This is a genomic window from Chloroflexota bacterium (assembly GCA_034717495.1).
In the GTDB taxonomy this organism is placed as follows: domain Bacteria; phylum Chloroflexota; class Anaerolineae; order JAAEKA01; family JAAEKA01; genus JAYELL01.
In genome coordinates, this window is the sequence record JAYELL010000011.1 from 1 (window position 1) to 20,113 (window position 20,113).

21 protein-coding genes and 1 pseudogene are annotated in these 20,113 nt (G+C 58.7%); 10 read left to right on the top strand and 12 right to left on the bottom strand.

Going from position 1 to position 20,113, the window contains the following annotated elements:
* Positions 1-1,073 (top strand): transposase (locus tag U9R25_02715; protein MEA3334793.1); only part of this gene is annotated, 1,073 nt, incomplete at its 5' end.
* Here U9R25_02715 and U9R25_02720 read toward each other — a convergent pair.
* The 7 genes and pseudogenes from U9R25_02720 to aspS all read right to left on the bottom strand — a co-directional run bounded on the left by U9R25_02720 (position 1,052) and on the right by aspS (position 9,395).
* Complete coding sequence (locus tag U9R25_02720) at positions 1,052-1,288, bottom strand: serine hydrolase domain-containing protein (protein ID MEA3334794.1); 237 nt, start codon at positions 1,286-1,288, stop codon at positions 1,052-1,054. The two genes, U9R25_02715 and U9R25_02720, sit on opposite strands and share 22 nt — an antisense overlap.
* Before the next feature lie 268 nt (positions 1,289-1,556).
* Positions 1,557-3,211: pseudogene (locus U9R25_02725) on the bottom strand (glycoside hydrolase family 3 C-terminal domain-containing protein).
* 235 nt (positions 3,212-3,446) lie between these two features.
* Positions 3,447-4,967 carry a GEVED domain-containing protein gene (locus U9R25_02730; protein ID MEA3334795.1) on the bottom strand — a complete coding sequence of 507 codons (1,521 nt, stop codon included), beginning with the start codon at positions 4,965-4,967 and terminating at the stop codon, positions 3,447-3,449.
* Positions 4,968-5,303: 336 nt separating this feature from the next.
* A complete protein-coding gene (gene asnS, locus U9R25_02735; protein MEA3334796.1) occupies positions 5,304-6,614 on the bottom strand; it encodes an asparagine--tRNA ligase in 1,311 nt (436 codons plus the stop codon).
* Positions 6,615-6,789: 175 nt separating this feature from the next.
* Positions 6,790-7,227, bottom strand: a complete 438-nt coding sequence (locus U9R25_02740) for a PIN domain-containing protein (GenBank protein MEA3334797.1) — start codon at positions 7,225-7,227, stop codon at positions 6,790-6,792.
* Positions 7,220-7,498 (bottom strand): hypothetical protein, encoded by a 279-nt coding sequence (locus tag U9R25_02745; GenBank protein MEA3334798.1) that lies wholly within the window; start codon positions 7,496-7,498, stop codon positions 7,220-7,222. Before U9R25_02745 ends, U9R25_02740 begins: the two co-directional genes overlap by 8 nt.
* A gap of 106 nt (positions 7,499-7,604) precedes the next feature.
* Positions 7,605-9,395, bottom strand: coding sequence for an aspartate--tRNA ligase (gene aspS / locus U9R25_02750; GenBank protein MEA3334799.1), 1,791 nt, complete (start codon positions 9,393-9,395; stop codon positions 7,605-7,607).
* Between the two features lie 427 nt (positions 9,396-9,822).
* Between aspS and U9R25_02755 the strand changes: the two genes are divergently transcribed.
* The 9 genes from U9R25_02755 (at position 9,823) to U9R25_02795 (ending at position 16,366) form a co-directional block, all read left to right on the top strand.
* Positions 9,823-10,047 (top strand): hypothetical protein, encoded by a 225-nt coding sequence (locus tag U9R25_02755; GenBank protein MEA3334800.1) that lies wholly within the window; start codon positions 9,823-9,825, stop codon positions 10,045-10,047.
* A gap of 107 nt (positions 10,048-10,154) precedes the next feature.
* Positions 10,155-10,808: a histidine phosphatase family protein gene (locus U9R25_02760; protein ID MEA3334801.1), complete on the top strand. Its 654-nt coding sequence runs from the start codon at positions 10,155-10,157 to the stop codon at positions 10,806-10,808.
* 3 nt (positions 10,809-10,811) lie between these two features.
* Entirely contained in the window at positions 10,812-11,162 is a 351-nt protein-coding gene (locus U9R25_02765; GenBank protein MEA3334802.1) for a hypothetical protein, read from the top strand.
* Positions 11,163-11,232: 70 nt separating this feature from the next.
* Positions 11,233-11,865: a LysE family translocator gene (locus U9R25_02770; protein ID MEA3334803.1), complete on the top strand. Its 633-nt coding sequence runs from the start codon at positions 11,233-11,235 to the stop codon at positions 11,863-11,865.
* 158 nt (positions 11,866-12,023) lie between these two features.
* A complete protein-coding gene (locus tag U9R25_02775; protein ID MEA3334804.1) occupies positions 12,024-12,668 on the top strand; it encodes a DUF4405 domain-containing protein in 645 nt (214 codons plus the stop codon).
* Positions 12,669-12,696: 28 nt separating this feature from the next.
* Positions 12,697-13,755 (top strand): hypothetical protein, encoded by a 1,059-nt coding sequence (locus U9R25_02780; GenBank protein ID MEA3334805.1) that lies wholly within the window; start codon positions 12,697-12,699, stop codon positions 13,753-13,755.
* A gap of 183 nt (positions 13,756-13,938) precedes the next feature.
* A complete protein-coding gene (locus U9R25_02785) occupies positions 13,939-14,637 on the top strand; it encodes a response regulator transcription factor (protein ID MEA3334806.1) in 699 nt (232 codons plus the stop codon).
* A gap of 17 nt (positions 14,638-14,654) precedes the next feature.
* Positions 14,655-16,133: a HAMP domain-containing sensor histidine kinase gene (locus U9R25_02790; protein ID MEA3334807.1), complete on the top strand. Its 1,479-nt coding sequence runs from the start codon at positions 14,655-14,657 to the stop codon at positions 16,131-16,133.
* 35 nt (positions 16,134-16,168) lie between these two features.
* Entirely contained in the window at positions 16,169-16,366 is a 198-nt protein-coding gene (locus tag U9R25_02795; protein ID MEA3334808.1) for a zinc ribbon domain-containing protein, read from the top strand.
* 297 nt (positions 16,367-16,663) lie between these two features.
* On the opposite strand, the gene U9R25_02800 is transcribed toward U9R25_02795, so the two are convergent.
* The 5 genes from U9R25_02800 to U9R25_02820 all read right to left on the bottom strand — a co-directional run bounded on the left by U9R25_02800 (position 16,664) and on the right by U9R25_02820 (position 20,060).
* Positions 16,664-17,779, bottom strand: coding sequence for a DUF4037 domain-containing protein (locus U9R25_02800; GenBank protein MEA3334809.1), 1,116 nt, complete (start codon positions 17,777-17,779; stop codon positions 16,664-16,666).
* Entirely contained in the window at positions 17,779-18,543 is a 765-nt protein-coding gene (locus tag U9R25_02805) for a hypothetical protein (protein ID MEA3334810.1), read from the bottom strand. Before U9R25_02805 ends, U9R25_02800 begins: the two co-directional genes overlap by 1 nt.
* Positions 18,540-19,160 carry a YcxB family protein gene (locus U9R25_02810; GenBank protein MEA3334811.1) on the bottom strand — a complete coding sequence of 207 codons (621 nt, stop codon included), beginning with the start codon at positions 19,158-19,160 and terminating at the stop codon, positions 18,540-18,542. Before U9R25_02810 ends, U9R25_02805 begins: the two co-directional genes overlap by 4 nt.
* Positions 19,135-19,668 carry a Fur family transcriptional regulator gene (locus U9R25_02815; protein MEA3334812.1) on the bottom strand — a complete coding sequence of 178 codons (534 nt, stop codon included), beginning with the start codon at positions 19,666-19,668 and terminating at the stop codon, positions 19,135-19,137. The genes U9R25_02810 and U9R25_02815 overlap by 26 nt, the downstream gene beginning before the upstream one ends.
* A gap of 125 nt (positions 19,669-19,793) precedes the next feature.
* Complete coding sequence (locus tag U9R25_02820) at positions 19,794-20,060, bottom strand: FeoC-like transcriptional regulator (GenBank protein ID MEA3334813.1); 267 nt, start codon at positions 20,058-20,060, stop codon at positions 19,794-19,796.
* Positions 20,061-20,113: the final 53 nt, after the last annotated feature.

The window sequence follows — 20,113 nt, forward strand, 5'->3', positions numbered from 1 at the left end:
GGGGTCAAGCAACATCATGGGCGTGGCGCATGCAACGTCTCTACGGACCGTTGGCGTTATCCCATGATGACGCGTGGCCGAAAAATCGTCGCAGAGACGTTGCAGCAAGATGTGGGGTCAAGCAACATCATGGGCGTGGCGCATGCAACGTCTCTACGGACCGTTGGCGTTATTCCATGATGACGCGTGGCCGAAAAATCGTCGCAGAGACGTTGCAGCAGGATGTGGGATCAAGCAACATCATGGGCGTGGCGCATGCAACGTCTCTACGGACCGTTGGGCGTTATTCCATGATGACGCGTGGCGCATGCAACGTCTCTACGGACCGTTGGGCGTTATTCCGCAATCGTTCGCGGCCAAACAACATCATGGGCGTGGCGCAACGTCCGTACAGGGGGAAACACATGACCAAATTCCGAAACAAATACCGCGTAGAATCGACCCGGTTACCCGGATGGGATTACGCATCGCCGGCATGGTATTTCGTGACCATTTGCACCCGACGGCGCATCGAATTCTTTGGCCAGGTCACCGACGGCCAATTGCGGTTGTCAGACCTCGGCCAGATCGCCCATCGATTCTGGCAAAACATTCCGCGACATCACCTGCACGTCGCCGTTGACGAGTCGGTTATCATGCCGAACCACGCTCATGGAATCATCGTTATCACCTGGCCCGGGACAAATGACACCATTCCCCCGGGGGAAACACCGCCTGATGATGCGGGGCCAGACGGTAAAACATTGTCGAACGGTGGCGGGGCAGTAGAGATGTTGTATAACGATGGGGAACCAGGCAATGCAGAGACATTGCTTGCAACGTCTCTACGAGACAACACAAACCGATTTTCAACCATATCCCCCAAAGCAGGATCCCTGTCCGTAGTGATCCGGTCCTACAAGACCGCGGTGACCAAATGGGCGCGCAGAAACGGGCGGCCCGATTTCGCCTGGCAGCCTAGATTCCACGACCACATCATCCGAAATCAACGATCGCTAGACCTCATCCGTCAATACATTCGCGATAATCCCCAACGATGGGTAAGCGACCGTCACAATTTGGTCATCGAATAGATACGAAAAATGGCATCATCGGACATAGGCTTATTCGATCTAATATCCATCTGGCCGACCTGCTCGAAGTGAGTCACTTTTCCTTTGCGAGCTATCATTGTACTCAATCCGGCGATCTTCTCTTGATCCACATAAGCTTGCATGGCCGGTTTGATGAGTTCGAGACGTTTCAAACTCATGCCAACTTCTTCTGGTGTTACGATTTCATGCTTCACAATATTATCTCCTCTCCTCAAATCTAATGCCTGGACAAGCCAGAGGAACGCTGATTACGCAGACCTGAATGAACCGCATCGCTGTCCCGAGCGTGTCGAGGGGTGTAGCCGAAGTGTGACGCTGATGAACGCAGATCAATCAAAAAAAATCAGAGACCTCTGCGCCGAAGGTCTGCGGTACACCCTTGTCAGGTTCGCGGCTTGCCCCCCTAACCCCCAAAAGGGGGGAACTTCCGGTCGCTCCCCCCGTGGGGGGCTGGGGGGAGCCCTATTTCGCCTGCGCGGTGCTGAAGAACACCCGGCTGTCACCGACTTCCTGCAGCTGCCCGACGATCTCGAAACTGGCCTGTAGCGGCAGGTCGGCGGACGATGTCCCCACCATGACCCGAACCTCCCCTGGCTTCACCACCCAGCGCAAGTCGGTGTCGAGGAATGCCAGCTGGTTGACGGCAAGCTCGAAGGTGACCGTGCGCGTCTGGCCTGGCTTCAGGCAGACTCGCTGGAAGCCCTTCAATTCCTTCATAAGTCGGGTGATAGTGGCGATCAAATCGCGAAGGTAGAGTTGTACGACCTCGTCGCCGGCCCGCGGGCTGGTGTTGGTCGCGTCAACGCCGACCCGGACGATCTGGCCCGCTTCGGCCCCGGCACGGTCCAGGCGCAGGTTTTCCAACGCGAAGGTGGTGTAGCTCAGGCCAAAACCGAAGGGGAAGAGGGGCTCGTTGCTGAGATCTACATAGGTGGTTTTCCAGTGGGAGCGGCCGCCGGAGGGCTTGACCCCGTAGAAGATGGGCACCTGCCCCACGGAGCGGGGGAAGGTCATGGGCAGTTTTCCGCCCGGGTTGTGGTCGCCGAAGAGCAGATCGGCCAGCGCCTCGCCACCCTCCTCACCAGGAAGCCAGGCTTCGACGATGGCAGGCACGTTTTCGGCGATCCAGGGGATGGCCAGGGGCCGGCCGTTTATCAGCACAACCACTGTGGGCGTGCCGGTGGCGACCAGCGCTTCCACCAGTTCCTGTTGCACGCCGGGCAAGCCGAGGTCGGCCCGGTCGCGTGCCTAGCCGGAGGTGCATTCGTCGGTCAGGCCTGACTTGTCGCCCACCACGACGATAGTGACTTCAGCCTGTTGAGCTGCTGCCACGGCCTCGGCGAAGCCATCCCGGCGGTCGCTGTTGATGTTGCAGCCTTTGGCGTAGAGCACCTTGGCCTGGGGCGAGAGCTTGTCCTGGATTGCCTCGAGGATAGGGAGAATGGGCACAGAATCCTCGATCAATTGGATGTCATCTGCCACCGCGACTCCCAGGGGATTCTCCTTGTCGCGCGTTTCGATCAATGTTTCAAGATGGGCGATGTAGGTGTAGTCTCCCAACAGGTTGCGTGCGCTATTGGCGTTGGGACCGATGACGGCGATGTTCTTCAGGGTTTTTGGCAGGGGCAGCAGGGAATCTTGATTCTTGAGCAGGACCATAGACTGCCGGGCAATGCGCCGGGCCAACCCGCGCTGCTCTGGCGTATCGAAGAGGGCAGCGGCGGATTGGCCACCCCGGCCATTTGCGTTGCCAGCTCCGGCTGCCATGTGCTGGCCAGGCCGATGATCTGCGGAAACACGGTGGCGTCGCGTGCCATGTAACCGGCGCAGCATTCCTCGTGCACCATGCCCGGGATGCCCAGGGGAGTCTCCTCCAATAGAAACTTCTGGATGCGGTTGGCGGCTGCGGCGCTCTCGGCCGGCGTCAGGTTGCTGGCGCCGCCAATGCGGGTGATCTGGCCGATGCCATGTTGCAGCAGCCTGGCGGCTTCGCCTTCATTGGCCAACTCGTAGATCCAACAACTGCCCAGTTGGGCAAGCTTCTCCTCGAGGGTCATCTGGGCGAGCAGGTCGGCGACGCGGTTTTCGATGGGGATGGACGGGGTGGCTGTGGGCATGGGTGTATTTCTGGATAATGGTCAATGGGTGAATTGCCAAATGGTCAGAAGATGCCTATTCTCGGTAGCCGGTTATCGCCGGGATACCAAGTCCCCGTCAGATGCTCTCCGACGGGGACGTCTGTTTGCTCCAGGGACCAGTCGCTGGCGCCTGGAGGGTCGTTGGCTGGTTACAAGAGATGTCACGCTGGTAGCGTGACCTACGCATCTGCCCAATCATTTGCGCCAAGCTGTACTAACGCCTGCGGCGCAGCCAGGCTGCTGCAGCCAGCGCCAGGCCGCTGATTGCAGCTATCGATCCCACCGGCAATCCGACAGCAGGCGCCGGGCTGGCATCGAATGAGTGGAGATGTACTGCGGTCGGTACCCTTATCGTCACCAGGTAGTCCTCCACCTCGCCATCAGGGGCTGGGCCAACGGGAGATAAGCCACCGTTGATGCTCAGGCGGAAGCGGGCGTAGGTCAGCCCTGGAACCGCAGTTAAGGGAACCGGGAAGGTGAACGGTGGGTTTGGTCCAATCCCGAGCGGAAGGCTAACGCCGCCCCACAGGTGCTCGGCCGGGTCGTCAAAGACGCCGTTGGCGTTGAAGTCGATCCAGGCATCCAGCATGCCGCCGGAGGGACCGCCATCGACCGTAACAACGCCCGGTATGCCTGGCGTAAGCAGTGGTGGCAAGGTCACGCCATCCTCGTCATCGGGCGCACCCGGTGGATTGAGGTCGTCGCCGTCGGCCTGCGGAGATGGCTGGCCGTCGGGTTCGACGTCCACAATCGGTCCCAGGCTGTGGCCCGGGACGACGGGATGCCGGGCGCCGTTGCTGGCCAGCAGTGTACTGTAGCTGTCGGGCGCGTCGCCATATTCCAGCTCCTCAGGCGGCGGCCCTTCGATTTCCACCAGGTAGTCCTCCACCTCGCCATCAGGGGCAAATCCGGTTGGCGGTAAGACGCCGTTGTTGCTCAAGCGGAAGCGGGCGTAGGTCGGCCCTGGAACTGCATCTGGCGGAACCGGGAAGGGGAGCGGCGGGCTCGGTCCAATCGGGAGCGGAACGCTGGCACCGCCCCAGAGATGTTCGGCCGGGTGGTCAAAGACGCCGTTGGCGTTGAAGTCGATCCAGGCATCCAGCATGCCGCCGGAGGGGCCGCCATCGACCGTAACAAGGGCCGGCGCGCCGGCCGTGAGCAGTGGCGGCAAGGTTACGCCATCCTCGTCGTCGGGCGCACCCGGTGGATTGAGGTCGTCGCCGTCGGCCTGCGGAGATGGCTGGCCATCGGGCTCGGCGTCCACAATCGGTCCCAGGCTGTGACCCTGGATGATGGCATGCCGGGCGCCGTTGCTGGCCAGCAGTGTGCCGTAGCTATCCGGTGCATCGCCATAGTCCAGTGGCAGAAGATTGAAGAAGGTGCATTTGACAGTTTCACCCTCTTCGAGTTGGAAGGTGGCGGTGAAATTGGCCACGTTGCCGCTGCTGTTGTCGTCATCGCACTGAATAGCGGTCAGCTGCCAGCCGGCCGGCACGATCTCTACCGAGGTGTAGGTGCCCGGCTGCAGGTCAGAGACGACGATCTGCCCGCCATCGCCGATGGTGCCAGCGGCATTACCGGTGAATGTGAAGCTGTCGGGTGCGCCATCGGGGTCTGTCTGCTTCTCGACAATGATGGTGCCGGCCTGGGGGGCGAGCGCGGTCAGGCTGGTGGGGACCAGCGCAACCAGCAAGATGACCAATAACGAGATGCTGAAGAATCTTTTGGTGAGCATGGCAAAGCGGACTCCTTTCAGTCTTCTGGGAGACAGGCGTAGATCTGTGGGCGTTCGATTGTTCTGCCCCAGATTTCAAGAGATTCGTGGCTGCCCTGGGCTGAACAGCACAAGATCAATCAGGATGAATCCTTTGACAATTCAGATCCGCTTGCGATGAAATTGAGGATAATCTGTGATTTCCACGTCGGCGCCGATAATACCCAACCCCACCTGTAGCCGAGTGGTTGAACGATTCCAGAGAGAAGATGTGAAAATGAAATTCTTCTCAACTGATCTTACCACAATAAAGCCTGTTTCGCAATGGTTTGGGCGGAGAGCAGGGTCTCCCTGCCCCTACGGATATGCCCGTTTATACAATCGCGGGAAGGCAGATGCCTCACGGATATGGGGCAGATCGCAGATCCACATCAGCACCCGCTCCAGGCCCATGCCAAATCCGCTGTGGGGCTGCGTGCCATACTGGCGCAGGTCCAGGTACCACTCGTAGGCCTCCCGGGGCAACTGCTGCGCGTCGATGGCGTCCAGCAGGTTCTGGTAGTCGTGCATGCGCTGGCTGCCGCCCACGATCTCGCCATAGCCCCCGGGCGCGATCAGATCACACGCCAGTGCGGTGTCGGGTCGCTCCGGGTCGGGCTGCATGTAAAAGGCCTTGGCTTCCCGCGGATAGTGGTGGACAAAGACCGGTTTCTCGAACTGGCCACTGATGGTGTCCTCGTGGGGAGCGCCAAAATCCTCGCCCCAGGGGAAGTCGGGGTAGCCGTTTTCGTGCAGCAGCTTGACTGCATCGTCGTAGTGGAGTCGGGGGAAGGGTGGTACGACCTTTTCAAGATGGCTGATGTCCCGTTCCAACAGCGCCAGTTCCGCGGCTCGCTCGCTGAGGGTGGTCTGGATACAGTAGCTCACGAACTGCTCGATAACCTCCATATTCTGGTATAGGTCGGTAAAGGCCATCTCCGGCTCTACCATCCAGAACTCCATGGCGTGCCGCCGGGTGTCCGACTTTTCGGCGCGGAAGGTGGGGCCGAAACAGTAGACCCGGCCGAAGGCCGCGATAGTGGCCTCGCTGTAGAGCTGGCCCGTTTGTGCCAGGTAGGAGGGTTCGCCGAAGTAATCGGTTTCGAAGAGGGTACCGGTGCCTTCGGCCGCCGAGGGCGTCAGGATAGGGGTATCGACCAGGATGAATCCGTTGTTGTCCAGCCAGTCGCGAATGGCTTTGATCAAGGTTGCCCGGGTTTTGATGATGGCGATCTGACGAGGGTCTCGCAGCCAGAGATGGCGGTGGTTCAACAGGAAGTCGACCCCGTGCTCGCCACCATCTCTTTTGGGAGCCAGCGGATAGGGATCGGATGCCTTGCCGATGACCTGGAAGCCAGAGGAATCGAGCTCGAAGCCGCCGGGTGCCCGGGGTTCAGCCTTCAGCAGGCCGGTGATGGCGACCGACGACTCCAGGGTGATGTAGCGAGCCTCCTGGAAATCCTCGGCCGGCAGGTTCTTTTTGAAGACAACGCATTGCATGGCGCCGCTGCCATCACGCAGGGTGATGAACTGCAAGCGGCCTTTGTCGATTCGCTTCTGGACCCAGCCCTGCAGGGTCACTTCCTGGTCGACGTGATCGGCGGCGTCGGCGATTTTGATAGTGGTCATGAGTGCTTTACCTCGGAGAATTGGGGAAAACAGATAGCAGCGGTTCCCGGCCCGTTTCCGGGCAATGAGCCGCGAGCTAATGGTCAATTGTGGCCCCTTCGGGGCAGTTCAGCCAGCGAAAGCAGTTCGACTTCGCTCACTACAAGCTCTTGGTCGATCTTGATGCGATAAGCGCCTATAAATTGATGGTTACCAACCGCCGAATGTCTTCCACAAGGTCGGCTGGAGTCTGAATGGCGAGGCCACTCTGGGCGGCAACCTCGGGGGTGAAATGCCTGGTATCCAAAGTTGTCAGGCGGGCCACATCGCCTTGAATTGCAGCGCACAGAATCGGAGCATCCTTTGGCGCTACTACGTTTTCCCACGGTGCCGTTTCTTCTGAAGATGGGTCTGGAATGATCGTTAGACGAAGACGGGCCATTTGAGCGGCAAAGTTCGGCAAAGCCCCTGGCAGTTTCTTGCGCAGGTTGCGCTCGGCCTCATCAAGCACCTGGTTGCAGACCATAATCTCGAATTTCCCGATCTCAGCCATTTGCAGCACTGCATTGCTGGCCCCAGATCTTGAGTGGGCACCAGCAATCAGTACATTGGCATCGACGAAGATTCTACGCATCGCCGGCTTGTTTCTCAGTCCAGATCAACTCTCTTTCAGTTTCCAGACCTTGCAGGAGCTCAGCCAGGCTTATGCCTTCATCTTCCATGATGGCCGTAAACTCCTCAGACAGTTTGGGAATCAACGCTTGCCGGGCCGATAACACAACGATGTCATCGATCTGCACAAGGGATAGCATATCACCCTGACCGACAGCCATGAAATCGCGCACAGCTCTTGGCAGCGTCAATTGGCCTCGCTCTCGCAAACGAACGGAGTAGGTAGCTGGCATTGCCCGATCATCCTGTTTCAACGAGTAAGAATTTCGGAATTTCGTATAATCTGATTATACGAAAACGGAGGTGAATTAACAAGTTTGCAGCGAATAGTTTCGCAGTTTAAATCTCGTCCTCCGCTGTCGACACCAGGTGCAACACATCCAACTGGGCCTGGTCGACGGTATCTGGTGCGCCGGTCATCGGCTCAGATGCCTGCTGGTTTTTGGGGAAGGGGATGACCTCCCGGATCGACTGTTCGCCCGCCAGCAACATGATCAGCCGGTCGATGCCAAGGGCGATGCCACCGTGGGGTGGGGTGCCATACTCGAAGGCATCCAGCATGTGCCCGAACTTCTCGTAGGCATCCTCCGGCGAGTGGCCCAGCAGTTCAAAAAGCTGTTCCTGGATGTCGCGCTGGTGAATTCTGATGCTGCCGCCGCCCAGCTCGACGCCGTTCAGCACGATATCGTAGGCATTGGCCTTGACGCTGCCTGGATCGCTTTCGAGGCGATCGATATCCTCTGCCTTGGGCGAGGTAAAGGGGTGGTGCGTGGCATCCCATCGGTCTTCATCCTCGTTCCACTCCACCAGGGGAAAATCCACCACCCAGAGAAATTGGAATTCAGACTGGTCGATAAGACCGGAGTCCTTGCCCAGGCGCAGGCGCAATTCGCTCAGAGAAGCAGCTACCACCCCGGCCTGGTCGGCGATGATGAAGACCACGTCGCCCGGCTCAACGTCACAGCGTTCGGCGATAGCGCTGAGCTCGCCAGCAGAGAAGAACTTGGCAATAGGTGACCTGGGTTTGGCATCCGGATCGACGGGATAGTCGAGCCAGGCCAGGCCCCTGGCCCCATAGATCTTGACCAAATCCTCGTATTCCTTGACCTGTTTGCGGACCTTGTTGCTGCTCAACTGGCCCACGCCGGGCGCGCGGACAGCCTTGACCTGGTTGCCCGCCGACAGTGCAGCCTTCAGGAAAGCAACGCCCGTCTCCTGCAGCAGATCGCCCAGATCCTTCAGCTCCAGGCCGAAACGGATATCGGGCCTGTCGCTGCCGTAGCGCGTCATGGCTTCGGTGTAGGTCAGTCGCGGGAAGGGCAGGACCGGTGCATCGGCCTCGGTCAATTGATCGACCAACACCTGGCAGAGGCCGCTGGTAATATCGATGACATCCTCTTGATCGACGAAGGCCATTTCCACGTCCAACTGGGTGAACTCGGGCTGGCGATCGGCTCGCAGGTCCTCGTCCCGGAAGCAGCGGGCAATCTGGTAATAGCGATCGAAGCCGGCTACCATCAGGAGCTGCTTAAATTGCTGCGGGCTCTGAGGCAGGGCATAGAATTCGCCGGGATGGATCCGGCTGGGCACCAGGTAGTCCCTGGCTCCTTCCGGGGTGGACTTGGTGAGGATAGGCGTTTCAATATCGATGAAGCCGTGATCGTCGAAATAATCGCGCATCAGCTTGATCGCCCGGTGGCGCAGCATGATGTTTGTTTGCATGCGCGAGCGGCGCAGGTCCAGGTAGCGGTACTTGAGGCGTGTAAACTCGTTGGCTTCCAGCTCATCCCGGATCTCGAAGGGCAGCGGCCTGGAGGCATTTTCGATCTGCATCTCGCTGACGATGACCTCGATATCACCGGTGGCAAGGGTCGGATTGATCATACCCTCGGGCCGCAGTTTGACCGTGCCCTTGATGGCCAGGACAAACTCACCCCGGACCTTTTCGGCCGTGGCGTGGGCTTCCGGTGTATCGGGCGTGACGACGATCTGGGTCAGCCCGTAGCGATCCCGCAGGTCGATGAAAACGAGGTTGCCGTGATCACGTCGCCGATGGGCCCAGCCGTTGAGGATTACCTCTTGTCCGGCGTTTTCCGCGCGCAACTCACCACAGGTATGCGTACGTTTCAACATAAGTTCCTCTTGTCCTCTTGGTTTTTCAGATCAGGATGCCAGAATATCAGAATATCGGAATGTCAGGATGACCGGTGCAACGCTGCGGATCATGCCAGGATGACATTATGACATATTGACATTAATTCATCAAGCCGAAGGGTTTGGCGAATTGGCGGTGGGGAAGTAGAATGAAGTGGATTTCGGCGCATGGGCCATGGGGGGTGATCGCTTGGGCAACAGCTGCGGCGCTTCCGGCGATGCTGTCTCCCGGGCAACGATCCACGCGGCACCGGACGGTCGGAGGGTCAGAGGGTCAGAATATCGCAATGCCATGACCTGCTCCACTCCGGGCTATGCCGCAGAACTTTGTGACACTCTGACGTTCCGGTATTCTGACATATTGACATAATGACATCAAGTTCCTGGAGTCCTGATGATGAGTATGACACAACAAGAATCCCTCGATCTGGTTCGCCAGTTGCTGGGAGCCCGCGACGACGATGAATTGACACAGATTATCAGCCTGAACCTGGGAGGTGTAGATGGCACCTTTTTTGGTGTGCTCAATTCCTCGGTGAAGCAGCTTGAGCGAGAGGGAAAGCCAAATATCGCTCAGGCTTTGCAGACCGTGGGCGATCAGATGCTTCGCATGAAGACGCTGATCTAATGGTCAATGGTCAGGTGAGAATTGGTGTCGCGCGCGAATTGCGATAGAATAGGGGCGTCGGGCACTGTTTCCTTGAACTATCCGCAGTCAAAGCATACCGAGTACTTATGTCATCAAATCCCCAATGGGAGTACCTGCCCACCACCTTGATCCTTTGCCGCCATGGCGAGAGCAAATGGAATATAGAACGGCGAATCCAGGGCCAATCGCCCCTGGCTCCCGGTCTCTCAGCCGAAGGCCGCTGGCAGGCGCGACGCCTGGCTAACCGACTGCAACAGGAAGGTGCCGACATCCTCTATACCAGCGACCTGAAGCGAGCCTATGAAACGGCCGAAATCGTGGGGTCCTGGCTCGGCCTGCGACTGCGAACGGACCAGCGCTGGCGGGAAGTGAACCTGGGCCGTTGGCAGGGCCTGACAGGCCAGGAGGCCAAACTCAAGTGGCCTGAGGAATGGGCAGCCCTGGAAAATGGAGAGGATGTGCCGCGAGGGGGAGGCGAGACCCTGGCTCAGGTCCAGCGACGGGTTACGACGGCCGCGCGCGATCTGATGGCAAGGCACGAGGGCAGAACCATCGCAGTAGTCTGTCATGGCGGGGCGATCCGGACCTGTATCGCCGGATTTGAGGACTACGCCCTGGACAACCTGCGGGAACAGGTGGGACCGATCTACAATTGTTCGGTAACGATCCTGGAGCACGACGGGGACCGTCTTGAGGTGCTTACTGTGGCCGACGTCAGTCATCTGGAAACACCTGGGTAAAAAATGAGTTCCTCGCAGCCATTGGCCCTGGTGGCGGGAGTGATTCTGATCGTGGTGGGACTGGCGTACCCGATGGTCGCGCTAATTCGCGTCAACAAAATGCTCGGTCAGGAGCAGGTTTCTCGCGGGAAGATCACAGCGACGCTGTTGCTGACCGGTGTTTTCCCTCTGACCGCGGTGCTGGCTGGGTTCTATTTGCTCTCCGAGCAGGCCCGACAGTCGGCAATTTTCAGCGGCGCACTGATCGCATCGGCCCTGTTTACGGTTGCTATTCTGATTTATCGCTCGCGTGTCGACCGCTCTGCCCGGCCTATGCCTCCGGAGAGCAACGGAAGGGATTCGGAAAACTCCTGATCGGCGTTGCGTTGGTTTTTTTGCAGGAGTGACGTCCAGGTTATCGAGCGTATCCGGAGAGGCTTTTACCGTGCAATTTCTTCTCCTCGGCCTCAGCCTTGGGCTATCGGCAGGCCTTAGCCCCGGACCGCTGATGACGCTGGTGATCACCACCTCCCTTCGGGATGGTTTCTGGCAGGGTTTTTTGGTTGCCATGGCGCCCATCCTGACCGACCTTCCTATCATTCTGCTATCCATTTTCGTATTGGGCCGCCTTCCCGACTGGATACTTCCACTCATCGGTATCGTGGGGAGTGGCTACATCATCACCCTGGGGTGGGAGACGGTCCGGGATGCGCAGCATGCCAGCCTGAGGCAACCGGGCGCCGATGCTGAAACGCAGGGCAACAGCAGCAAACGTTCTCTGGGTCAGGGAGCGACCGTCAATCTGCTCAATCCCCATCCCTACCTCTTCTGGGCCACGGTGGGTGGGCCCACATTGCTGGCAGCTTTCAGCCAGAATCCCCTGTATGCCGTGGCTTTCCTGCTGGGCTTTTACACATTACTGATCGGTTCCAAGATCGGTGTAGCCGCCCTGGTAGCGAGCCAGTCTCACCTGCTGACCGACACCTGGTACCGGCGAATCCTGCTGGCTCTGGGTGTCCTGTTGATCGGGCTGGGGCTGCTGGTGGCCTGGCAAACGGTAAGCGGGGCGCTGGGTTAACTCAGACGTTATTAATTTCCTCATCCTGTCCCCCGCAGAAAACTCCCTCAAAAACATCTCCATCGGTTCTCCACAATCCTGCGCGAGAATAGTCCTAACAACGATGATGCAGGTCCGTGCAAACAGGATCGGCATCGAAAGAAAGGACAAAAGGTTTTATGGCAACAACATCTCGCAAACGTCAACTGTCGACGACTACCAAGCTCAATTGGCTACTGGATTTCATCCTCTTTTTGGGTGCTGTGGCGGCGGCAGTAACGGGTATCTACTTCCTGTTCTTCGTGAGCGGTGGCTACCAGGCCGGGCGCAACCCATTGTATGGCGTCACCCTTCTATTTGAACGGGCGACCTGGGATCTGCTGCACACCTGGGGAGGCGTTCTCATGATCAGCGCCGCGCTGGCCCACCTGGCCATCCATCTGGACTGGGTGCGTATGATCGGTCGAAAGATCGTATTCGCTGTGCGGGGAGATGGGCGCGGCCTTTCCAGGGGCGCCAAGATCAACATAGCGGTCAATGCCGTCATTGCAATCAGTTTCTTTCTTGTTGCAATCAGCGGAGTCGTCTTCCTGTTTGCGCCTACCGGCGGGTACCAGGGTGGCGCAAATCCAGGCTGGGAGATCCAGTTCCTGTTTGGCCGAGCCACGTGGGATATGATCCATACCTGGTCGGGCGTGACGTTGATCGTGGCTGGAATTGTCCATCTGTCTATTCACTGGCGCTGGGTTACCAAGGTTGCGGGCAGAATGTTGCCCGTCAGGGATGAGCGGATTAGCGCTCCCAGTGTCGTCAACCGAGTTTGAGTTCAACCACAAATTGGAGGTACAAATCATGTTGAAGAAGACCATTTTGGCGGTAGCGCTGCTGGGCCTGGTATCGTTTCTGGTAGTTGGCGCAGTCAACCGCACCATTGCCAAGACCGATGATTCCGGCGAGAGCCACGAAACGCGTGGTCAGGGCTGGGCGCAACAGACCGGAGACAATCTGTACGTTACAAACAATGAAATCGGCCAAGGCCAGGGCCGAAACCAAGAGGGGTCTGGTCAGGAACAGGTGCCGGGACAGCGCGCACAGGCTGAGGATGCCGTGCACAATGAGAAGACTGGTGGCCAGGGCCAGGGTCGAAACCAAGAGGGGTCTGGTCAGGAACAGGTGCTGGGACAGCGCGCACAGGCTGAGGCTGCCGCGCAAAATACCAAGGCTGGTGGCCAGGGCCAGGGTGGCGGCCGCGAGGTCGCCGGAAGTGCAGGTCAGAGCCGTGGAGGCCAGGCTGAACAGGTGACCTGGCAGGCTATGGAGGGCACTGTGGTCGCCGTTGACGACGAAAGCCTGACTCTTTCAACTGAGAATGGCGACCTGGAGATCGCCGATCGAGGGTGGCGCTTTGCCCTTGAGCAGGGGTTTTCGGCCCAGGTCGGCCAACGCATCGGTGTTCAGGGCTTTCTGGAAGAGGGCAAGTATGAAGTTGGCAGCATAGCGAATCTGTCTTCTGGCCAACTCGTGCAAATCCGCGAGCAATCAGGGCGGCCTCTCTGGGCCGGCGGCGCCGGTGGCGGTGGCCCGGAGAGGGTCGATGGCGACTCCCAACCGGCCGCTGAAGCCGAGGATCACCAGTGGCAGCAGGTGATGGGCGAGGTCGTCAATGTCGACGACGAGCAGATAACCCTGAAACTGGCTGATGGTGAGCTGCAGATCGAAGGGCGGCCTTGGAGCTTTGCACTGATGCAGGGCTTCCATGCACAGCGCGGTGACCTGGTAATTGTGAACGGGTTCCTGGAGAACGGCGAGTTTGAGGCTGGTGTTTTCCAGAATGGTGGTCTGATTGTCCCCGTGCGCGAGGAATCGGGCCGGCCTCTGTGGGCAGGCCAGGGCCGGGGCCGCGTTTCCTAAGCAACTGACGATCGGTCATCCACAAGCCAACAGCTTAGCGGGCATCCCTGACGAGCAAGTCACAGGGAAACAAACTCTGGTAGGCTGTTGGCTACGCCTGGGGATTACCCTTCCCTCTGGCGCTATGGTAGAATCGTGTACCTACGACAATCGCAATTCGTTGCCAACGTGATCAGATAAACAATGACTCAACACATTCTTGTTGTCGATGATGATCGGCAGATCGCCCGTCTGATCCGCTCCTACCTGGAACAGGCGGATTTTCGCGTCACCGTAGCCTACGATGGGGAGACTGCCTTGCATGCCCTGCGCCGCGACAGGCCCGATCTGCTCGTGTTGGACCTGATGCTGCCCGGTCGGGACGGCTGGCAGATCACGCGGACCGTGCGCGCCGATCCTGTGCTGGCCGCCACACCCATCATCATGGTTACCGCCCGGGTAGAGGACACCGACCGGGTCGTTGGGCTGGAGTTGGGAGCCGATGACTACGTGACCAAACCTTTCAGCCTCAGGGAGGTAGTTGCCCGGGTGCGCGCCGTGTTACGGCGGACATCAGGCCAATCCTTGGCCGGGCCCGCAAAGCTTGTGAGGATCGGCGACATTTCGTTGGACCCGGATCGGCATGAGGTATTTCTGGCAGGTGTTCCGCTGGAATTGACGCCGACGGAGTTTGACCTGCTTCACATCTTGATGGCCAATCCTGGCCATGTCTTCACCCGGGGCGAATTGATCGAACGCGGTCTGGGGTATAACTACGATGGACTGGATCGCACCGTGGACAGTCATATCAAAAACCTTCGCCGCAAAATCGAAGCCGATCCTGCCGACCCAACCTATATTCAAACCGTTTACGGCGTGGGTTATCGCCTTGAGGGCAATTAAGTCGGGACGAGGGTTCTGTGAACAAACTTTCCATTCGGCTGGCATTGATTTTTGGCCTGGTCGCCCTGGTGTCAGTAGGGGTTGTGGCCCTGATCTCGAACAGGTCTGCGGGTAGCGAGTTTCGCCGATATCTTGAGGGCAACGAAACGGCATCGCTGACGGTTCTGGCGCCAGCGTTCATCGACTTCTATGAGACCGACGATACCTGGGATGGTATCGACCTGGCGTTGGACGGATCAGGTTTTTTCACTGGCTCAGGCCGCGGAGGCAGGGGCCGGGAGGGATTTGGAGCAGGTACAGGTCAAGGTGCCGCGCTGTTGTTGGCAGATTCCAGCGGACGAATCGTCTACGACAGCCAGGATCAACAGACAGGTGAGGTTCTCACCCGCGCCGATCTGGCAATGGCGCTGTCCTTGGAGCGGGGGGGAAATATCGTCGGTTACCTGCTCATGCGTCATGGTCCCGGATCGCAGCTATCGGTCGTGGAGCAAGGTTTTCTCGATCGGGTCAATGAGGGATTACTGATCGCGGCGGTCATTGGGCTGGTCCTGGGTGGGCTCTTGGGCATGCTTTTGGCCCGTAACCTGGCCAGGCCGATGAGCGATGTGGCTGCCGCTGCCGAAGCGATTGCCGGTGGTGATCTGTCCCAGCGGGTACCTGAGGGAGGAACGGAGGAGATGGTCGCTGTGGCTCAGTCGTTCAACAGGATGGCCGAAAACCTGGAGGAGGCAGAACGCTTGCGCAGCAATCTGGTGGCAGATGTGGCCCACGAACTGCGTACGCCTCTCACCGTCATACAGGGGAACCTGCATGCCATTCTGGATGGGGTCTATCCTCTGGAAAAGCAGGAGATTGCCACCGTCTACGACCAAAGCTTGCTGTTGAACCGCCTGGTAGATGATTTGGGCGAGCTGGCCCGGGCAGAAGCGGGTCAACTCCAGCTTGAGCAACGACCTACGGATGTCGCAGCGGTTCTGGAGCAGGCTCGCCTGGCGTTTTCGCCGGTTGCCGAAGCCAGGGGTATTGAGCTGAGGGTGGAGGTGCCGGCTGGCCTTCCGGCCGTTCTGGCCGACCCGGACCGGTTGGCACAGATTCTGCATAACCTGATCTCAAATGCGCTGCGGTATGTACCCTCGGGGGGAGCAATAACCTTGGGCGCCCGTCTGGCCGATAGTGGCCGTTCAACGGGGTTGGAATCTCATGTCGATCATGTCGTGATCCGGGTGGCTGACACAGGTCGCGGGATTCCGCCGGAAGAAATCGATCATGTCTTTGACCGTTTTTGGACGCGCGGTGTGTTCGATAACAGGATAGCGGCAGACTCTCCTGATACACCGACACCTGACAGCCCCTCGGGCAGTGGACTTGGGCTGGCGATTACGAAGTATCTGGTGGAGGCCCACGGCGGAACCATTGGGGTCGAGAGCCAGCCGGGTCAAGGCACTCGATTTTGGTTCACGCTGAGTGTAACCGGAGGGCCAGTTCCTGCATCTTAGGAAAGGTAACACAAAGATCTCAGGAGAATTATGACATGCCCATATATGAATATCATTGCGATGACTGCGGGACCGATTTCGAGAAGTTCCTGCGTTCGATGTTCAGCAAGGAAGCGATCAACTGCCCCGGCTGCGGTGGTGACCACGTTGAAAAGGCAGTCAGTATGTTTGCATCGTCCAACAGCAGCGTGGGCGGTGGTGGGGTTGCACCAGCGTGCGGCCCTGTAGGCTGAAGCATCGCACGTTAGCCGGCCGTGGGCCGGCAGAAGAGACACAAGAGGTTCATCCGGCAACGAGGCCGGGTGAACCTCTTTCGATTCTGGCAAATGAAACTGTGTTGTTGGTGCGGGCGTCCACGAATTCACGAATGTTTCAAAAAAACCTGCGCACGCTGACAGGTCATGTGAGGGCACACGGCCGTCACGCTACCAGCGTGACCTACGGTATGTCACCGGGTTCGATGTGCGGGGGTCGCCGTAGGTCCGGTTACCAGACGGACGCAGCCGGTTTCCCCGCACCTGCGGTTGTTATTACGAGGGATCTTGGGTATACAGGACTCTCAACCTGCGCGGCAAGGAGAGGTCATCGGTCAAATCGGTGCTATCGGCGAACTGATCTATGGCCCCGATGAGAGGAATCCCCTTCAATACCTGGTCGGAGATGGCGTCTTGCAGAGGCCTGGAAAAACGTTCGGCGAAGATCACCAGATAGGGGCGCCCGAAGTAATCGCGAACGGAGGGATCTATTGGAGGGGTGATCTGCAGGGCATTGTACCTTTCGGCCAGAAACGAATAGGCTGCAGCCACCGGCCGCTGGCGCGACTGCCAGTCCTCTGCCTGGAGGGCCTGTTCGAAAAGGGGAAGCAGCTCCCGTGCCAGCGCAAGCCGGGAGAATGCGCTGCCCAGCCATTTGCTGTAGGGCGCGTAACGGCGTTGCATGAGAAAGGCCAGGCGCATCATGTCCCGGACCAGGCGGGCCGTCACAATGCGCGAGCCCAGATCGTCCCCTACATCTCCACAACGACCCAGAAAAGCCTCTTCCTGGGAGAGTCGCTGCCACTGGGCAGCCATACGATAGAGCCAAACATCGCGGGGATAGAAGTCGAAACGCTCTCGAGCAGGGAGCAGGCTGCCGAGTCCGTCGTGGAACACCTGGCCCTCGGTCATTTCCAGCAGGGATTGTTCACTAAGAAGCAACCAGTCAATGGCGTTCAGGTCCGCACCGGGCGTTACACCGAGATGCCGCTGGAAAAAGCTGTCTATCGTCTCGATCTCGATCAGGTGCCGAACCGGTCCGGTGGAGATTGTCTCCATCCGCTGGGTGCCGCCATCTTCCATATCTGGCTGCGAGAAGTTGACAGAAAAGCCCCGGAAGGCAGGAGGAAGTTGATTCTGTAATGTCTCGTCCAGGGCAACCTTCTGGGCGGCATACTCCCGGGCAGGCAAAAAGAGCTGCAGACGGGGTCCCCAGTTGTGATCGGTCGAGGTTGCAGTGTCGAATCCCAACACGTCCGAGCCGGAGCCCATGAGCGCTGCGCTGTGAACCAGATCGGGGACCTCCCGGTCCAGCAGTGGCCGGACAACTTCGGCATAAAACTGGCGGTTCAGTGCCAAACCGGGGATGAATGGCGGGGATGCGCTGGGCATCAGCGGGTCCTCTGGAAGGTGATCGCGTAGGAATAATGTTTGTAGGGCGGCAGCGAGCAGTTGTCGATGGACGGGCAGGCGTCGCCCAATTTGCCGGCGATGTCGGCAGGTACCGGGCTGATGAGGGACATGGTTCGCGAGGTCTCACTGCTGACCGGCTGGCCGTTGACACTCTCCACGGTCAAGCGAAATTCTTCCTTGTCCATTAGAATCTCTCCCTTGCCGGCACCTTTATCGCCCGATACCGAACGGCCGGGATAGGGGGCAGCATTTACGATCAGTGCGCCGTCGATGGGATTGCCAGCCGCATCAACTACAGTGACGTAGATGTTGCGTAACCCACCTGACTCGATGCCGCCGTTGTTTTCTGCCAAACCTAACACCCGAAGCTCGGCAATCACGAAATCGACCTGTGGCGCCGGTGTGGCAGTGGGCGGAGGTGTGGCTGTAGGCGGTGCAGGGGTGGGCGTCGTCGCGGGCACCGGCGTTTCAGTGGGAACCGGCGTGTCGGTGGCTGCCAGTGGTGTGTCTGTTGGCGGATTGGCGGTTGGCAGCGGCGTGTCAGTGGGCAGCGGGGTGTTCGTCGGCGGTATTGGCGTGTCCGTCGGCGGCAGTGGAGTCGGTGTGGCTGTGGCTGTCGGGACTACCGGCGAGGGGGTCTTGGTTGGTGTTGGTGTCACTTCGGGTTCCCTGGAGCCACAGCCTGTGGCGAGGCTGAGCAACAGGAACAGAAGTGCCGGCAATAGGATAGTTTTCGGCGTCAAGGCTTTGCTCCAGAAGATTCCTTTATTGAGTGGGCGTTGAGGAAGTACGTTTCGGTTGTTTCGAAGAACGCCTCAAAAGTGGACTGGTCGGTGAATGCCGCGGCTGGGACAACGAGACCCTGACCTGTATCGGACAGGATAAACAGGTGGGAGTCGGTGCTCTCCAGTCTCTCCACATCGCTCCAACTGATGGTCGCGGAGGCGCTTTCTGTCTTGAGGAAAACAGTTTCGGGTGTCACCGTGAGCTGGTGATGTCCAATCGGTTTATCTCCAGCCGTCTCGCCAAAGGTTTTTTGAACGGAGCGTTTGGCTCCCCAACTGCGCACCGCTGGTGAAAACACCAGAATCATCAGGATGGCGGGACAAAGCAGTGGCAGAAACGAGATCCCAAGGGAGAGGGGAGTCGAAACGATCTCTGCGCCGCGGATGCTGGATAGGGCGCTGGCGAAGAGCAACAGGAACACGGTAACGATCACGCCCTGGGCCAGCAGCCGGCGCCGTTTTTCCTGGCGGGAGTGACGTGAGTGATGGCTACCCAAGGCAACCATATCATCGAGCCAAACATCGTATTCAAGCGTGATCGGTTTGGCGTTAACTTCGGCGATAGACCTGGCCATTTTCTCCCTTGCGCGCCAATCTGGATTGCCGTGAGTCGCTCAGATCGCGGCGCTGGCAATCTGGACAGATACCTTCCACATATAGACTGGCGTGTCGAATTTGAACGCCCAGCTCGTTGGCAACTTCCTGGCTCAACGATTGCACATCAACTGTCTGAAACTCCAGCACCTGCCCGCATCTAAGACAGGCAAAATGATGATGGGTAGGTCTGGTTGCTGCTTCATAATAATCGCGGGTGCCATCGTGGACGAAATGGTGTTGGGACACAAGCCCTAACTCCTTGAAGAGCGCCAATGTCCGGTAGACCGTTGCCAGGCTGATTTTCAGTCCGCCGGCATGGGCGCGCTTGTGGAGGCTCTCGGCGTCGAGGTGTTCTCCTTGTTGGCAATCGGAGACAAGCAAAGCCAGCAGCTGGGCGCGCTGTCGAGTGACGCGAAAACCTGCCTGACGCAGCAGATCCGCGGCACAGCGATATTCTATTGTTTCGTTGCTGTTAAGGGTAACCATGCAATTCTCGAGCGACGGCTCATCCGGGCGACCGGCCATCCTTACGCTGCTTCTTTCGGGGCGGTTCCCGTGGGTGCTGCGCATCCACTCAGCCAGCACTGCGGGACCTGCGGAGACCGGTACCGCTAACAGGGCGTGCCTGGCGTAATCATATCTGGCAGGGCGAAATAGACACCGGACGTAGTGAGCAGATAGGGGCAGTGTCCTTTGACGCCGCAAGCGGCGCAGCTTGAATCAGCCCGGTCGTCAAGCTTCGCCAATCGACCCATGCTGACCAGCTCGACAAGCATGCCTTCAAGCACGTTGCTATCGATGTTCGGTTGAAGGGCCAGCAGGTCCAGGCGCATTGGTCCCGGGGAGTTTTCAAAAGCGTCCAGTATTTGTTTCAGCATCTCAAATCACGCAATCAGACCTTTTCACAATTCTCTCCTTATCCCACCACCCA